Below are 4,463 nucleotides of genomic sequence, written 5' to 3' on the forward strand. Positions count from 1 at the left end.
CTTCCGGTCCGCCTCCTGCAACTCCGCGGTCGGCGGGGCGTCCGACAGCCGCCACATGTACGGCGACGCCGTCGACCTGGGGGCCGGACCGCACTCCCTGTGCACCATCGCCAAGCAGGCCCGCAACCACGGCTTCAACGGCATCCTCGGCCCGGGCTACCCCGGCCACGGCGACCACATCCACGTCAACCAGGGACCGAGCCACTTCTGGTCGGCCTCCGGCTGCGGCATCTGAGCCCGTCGGCGCGACGGCGGACGCCGCGCGGCCGGTCACGGCCACGCGGCGTCCGTACGCCGGTCCCGGACGAGGGCCGGGAAGGGGCTAGAAGTCGTCGTCGAAGCCGACGGAACCCTCCACGGCGACCTGGTAGGCGGACGGCCGGCGCTCGAAGAAGTTCGTGAGCTCCTGGACGCCCTGCAACTCCATGAACGAGAACGGGTTCTCGGAGCCGTAGAGCGCCGGGAAGCCGAGCCGGGTGAGCCGCTGGTCGGCGACGCACTCCAGGTACTGGCGCATCGACTCGGTGTTCATCCCCGGCAGCCCCTCACCGCACAGGTCCCGGCCGAACTGCAGCTCCGCCTCGACGGCCTCCCGCAGCATGTCGGTGACCTGCTGCTCAAGGGCGTCGTCGAAGAGCTCGGGCTCCTCCTTGCGGACGGTGTCCACGACCTCGAAGGCGAAGTTCATGTGCATCGTCTCGTCACGGAAGACCCAGTTGGTTCCCGTGGCGAGGCCGTGCAGCAGACCGCGCGAGCGGAACCAGTAGACGTAGGCGAAGGCGCCGTAGAAGAACAGCCCCTCGATGCACGCCGCGAAGCAGATCAGGTTCAGCAGGAAGCGGCGCCGGTCGGCCCGGGTCTCCAGCCGGTCGATCTCCTCGACCGAGTCCATCCACTTGAAGCAGAACTGCGCCTTCTCACGGATGGACGGGATCTCCTCGACCGCGTCGAAGGCCGCCGCGCGGTCCTCCGGGTCGGGCAGATAGGTGTCCAGCAGCGTCAGGTAGAACTGGACGTGCACGGCCTCCTCGAAGAGCTGACGCGACAGGTACAGCCGCGCCTCCGGGGAGTTGATGTGCTTGTAGAGCGTCAGCACCAGGTTGTTGGAGACGATCGAGTCACCCGTCGCGAAGAACGCGACGAGCCGGCCGATCATGTGCTGCTCGCCGGGCGAGAGCTTGGCGAGGTCGGCGACGTCGGAGTGGAGGTCGACCTCCTCCACGGTCCAGGTGTTCTTGATCGCGTCCCGGTAGCGCTCGTAGAAGTCCGGGTAGCGCATGGGGCGCAGGGTCAGTTCGAAGCCCGGGTCGAGCAGGTTCTTCTCGGTCTTTCCGGTGGTCTTCTCGGTGGAGCTCATTACTGGCAGGCCTCGCAGGACTCGGGGTTTTCGAGGGAGCAGGCGAGGGCCTCCGCGTCGGGAGCCTGCGCCTGCTGGGCGGGAAGGGCGGCGGTCGCGGTGCGGCCGGAGGCCGCGCGGGCGATCCGGGTGGCCGGGCGCGAACGCAGGTAGTACGTCGTCTTCAGCCCTTGCTTCCAGGCGTACGCGTACATCGAGGAGAGCTTGCCGATCGTCGGCGTCTCCAGGAACAGGTTCAGCGACTGGCTCTGGTCCAGGAACGGCGTACGGGCCGCGGCCATGTCGATCAGGCCGCGCTGCGGGATCTCCCACGCCGTGCGGTACAGCGCGCGCACGTCCTCGGGGATCCAGCCGAAGCCCTGCACGGAGCCACTGGCGTCCCGCAGTGCCTCCCGGGTCCGGGCGTCCCAGACGCCGAGCTTCTTCAGCTCCTCGACCAGGTAGCCGTTGACCTGGAGGAACTCACCGCTGAGGGTCTCGCGCTTGAAGAGGTTGGAGACCTGCGGCTCGATGCACTCGTACACCCCGGCGATCGAGGCGATCGTCGCGGTCGGGGCGATGGCGAGCAGCAGCGAGTTGCGCATCCCGGTCTTCGCGACACGGGCCCGCAGGGCGTCCCACCGCTCCGGCCAGTTCAGCTCGGTGGCGTAGTGGTCCGGGTGCAGCACACCGCGGGCGGCGCGGGTCTCGGACCAGGCGGGCAGGGGGCCGGACCGCTCCGCGAGGTCGCAGGAGGCCTCGTAGGCGGCGAGCATGATCCGCTCGGAGATCCGGGTGGACAGCGCGCGGGCCTCGGGGGAGTCGAACGGCAGCCGCAGCTGGAAGAAGACGTCCTGGAGGCCCATCGCGCCCAGGCCCACCGGACGCCAGCGGGCGTTGGAGCGGCCGGCCTGCTCGGTCGGGTAGAAGTTGATGTCCACCACGCGGTCGAGGAAGGTCACCGCGGTACGGACGGTGGCGTCCAGCCGCTCCCAGTCGACCGACCCGCCGGAGACGAAGGCGCCCAGGTTGACCGAGCCCAGGTTGCAGACCGCCGTCTCACCGTCGTCCGTGACCTCCAGGATCTCCGTGCACAGGTTCGAGGAGTGCACGACCCTGCCCGGCTCGGCGGTCTGGTTCGCGGTCCGGTTGGAGGCGTCCTTGAACGTCATCCAGCCCTGGCCGGTCTGGGCGAGGGTCCGCATCATCCGGCCGTACAGCTCACGGGCCGGCATCGTCTTGCGGGCCAGGCCCCCGGCCTCGGCCGCCCGGTAGGCCGCGTCGAACTCCTCGCCCCACAGGTCGGTCAGCTCGGGGACGTCGGAGGGGGAGAACAGCGACCACTCGGTGTCCGCGTCGACCCGGCGCATGAACTCGTCCGGGATCCAGTGCGCGAGGTTGAGGTTGTGCGTGCGCCGCTGGTCCTCGCCCGTGTTGTCGCGGAGCTCCAGGAACTCCTCGATGTCCGCGTGCCAGGTCTCCAGGTAGACCGCTGCGGCGCCCTTGCGCCGGCCGCCCTGGTTGACCGCGGCGACCGAGGCGTCCAGCGTCTTCAGGAACGGCACGATGCCGTTGGAGTGCCCGTTGGTGCCGCGGATCAGCGAACCCCGGGCCCGGATGCGGGAGTACGACAGACCGATGCCGCCCGCGTGCTTGGAGAGCCGCGCCACCTGGTGGTAGCGGTCGTAGATCGAGTCCAGCTCGTCCTTCGGCGAGTCCAGCAGGTAGCAGGAGGACATCTGCGGGTGCCGGGTACCGGAGTTGAAGAGGGTGGGGGAGGAGGGCAGGTAGTCCAGCCGGCTCATCAGCCCGTACAGCGCGGCGACCTCGTCCAGCGCCCGTACCGAGTCGTCCTCGGCGAGGCCGGACGCGACGCGCAGCATGAAGTGCTGCGGGGTCTCGACGACCTGGCGGGTGTGCGGGTGGCGCAGCAGGTAGCGGCTCTGGAGGGTGCGCAGGCCGAAGTAGCCGAAGCGGTCGTCCGCCCCCTCGGCCAGCGTCCGCTCGACGAGCGCGTCCAGCGCCTCGGCGTGCAGCGCGACGAAGGCGGCGGTGCGGTCGGCGATCAGGCCCTCGCGGTGCCCCACGGCGACCGAGGCGGAGAAGGACGTGGCGCCCTGGCCGGCGGCCTCCTCGGCGATCGTCAGGGTCAGCAGCCGGGCGGCGAGCCGGGAGTACGCGGGGTCCTCGGAGATCAGGCCCGCGGCGGCCTCGGTGGCCAGCGAACGCAGCTCCGCCTCGTCGGAGCGGGCGTTGCGCCCGCGCAGCGCGGCGGCGGCGACCCGTCCGGGGTCGGTGTCGGGCAGATCGACGGTGAGGTCGGTCAGGGTCCGCAGCAGGGCGGTCCCGGGTCCGTCGGTCGTGGCTTCCCCGGACGTGGCGGACACAGCGGATTCGGTGGCTGAAACCGGATCGGCGGGCGCGATGGTCACTGGGCTTTCCCTCGCTCGGCCGGGGCCGGCGGCAGGAAGGGGAGCCGGGCGGTGACGGCCCTGGGCGGGCGGCACCGCGTACGGCGTCCACCGGCCTATCCGCGAGGCCCGGACGTCTGGCGCCCGGGTCGGTCGATCCGGACGCACTGTCGGCAGGTCATCGGACTTGCGGGTAGCACAGATGTGCACCGATCACACCGTTGCGGGACAGTTCCGGATTCGCACCGGATTCCCCTGCGGCGACAGCGAGCACGAGCATACATGTGGGGGCCGTCCGATGCGGAGGCCCCCACATGTTGTGTCGCACGCGAAGGGCGCCAGGTCAGAGATCCAGGCGGAAGGTGAGCAGCGGAACGGCCGGAACGGGCGCCCCGTCCCGCTCCGGGGGCCTGTGGAGGCCCAGTCGGCGGTGGATGCGGTGGCGGCGAGCACGGCCGTCCGCGTGGACCGGACGAGCCCCGCGAGGCCGTCCGTAGGCCCGGGCCGTGAGGTGGCCCAGGGCGTCGTACGGGGAGAGGCGCACCGGTCCGGTCGCCATGTCCACGGCGGGCGGTGTGCCGGAGGGTGCCGGGTGGCGCACCGGATGGTTCCGGGGTGGCGCGGGGCGGGGCGTGCGGGGTGCCGCCGGGGCCGGGCCCGGCGGCACCGAGGGGTGGGTCAGTGGCCGCCGCCGGGGGCGCCCACCGTGGCCGGCG

General features: G+C 71.3%; 3 protein-coding genes and 1 riboswitch. Of the genes, 1 reads left to right on the forward strand and 2 read right to left on the reverse strand.

Translation table 11 applies throughout. The annotated features are described in order from the left end of the window. On the forward strand, positions 1 to 235 hold a 235-nt coding region (locus tag IH13_RS0110170; protein WP_234433263.1), incomplete at its 5' end, for a D-Ala-D-Ala carboxypeptidase family metallohydrolase. 87 nt (positions 236 to 322) lie between these two features. On the opposite strand, the gene IH13_RS0110175 is transcribed toward IH13_RS0110170, so the two are convergent. Both IH13_RS0110175 and IH13_RS0110180 read right to left on the reverse strand, forming a co-directional pair. Further along, positions 323 to 1,357, reverse strand: coding sequence for a ribonucleotide-diphosphate reductase subunit beta (locus IH13_RS0110175; protein ID WP_031083065.1), 1,035 nt, complete (start codon positions 1,355 to 1,357; stop codon positions 323 to 325). Continuing rightward, the gene (locus IH13_RS0110180; protein WP_031083067.1) at positions 1,357 to 3,768 is read right to left on the reverse strand and encodes a ribonucleoside-diphosphate reductase subunit alpha; all 2,412 of its coding nucleotides are present in this window, start codon (positions 3,766 to 3,768) and stop codon (positions 1,357 to 1,359) included. Before IH13_RS0110180 ends, IH13_RS0110175 begins: the two co-directional genes overlap by 1 nt. 133 nt (positions 3,769 to 3,901) lie before the next feature. Then, positions 3,902 to 4,044: riboswitch (cobalamin riboswitch) on the reverse strand. Positions 4,045 to 4,463: the final 419 nt, after the last annotated feature.

Origin of the sequence: Streptomyces sp. NRRL WC-3549, from assembly GCF_000721935.1 — a bacterium.
Classification (GTDB): domain Bacteria; phylum Actinomycetota; class Actinomycetes; order Streptomycetales; family Streptomycetaceae; genus Streptomyces.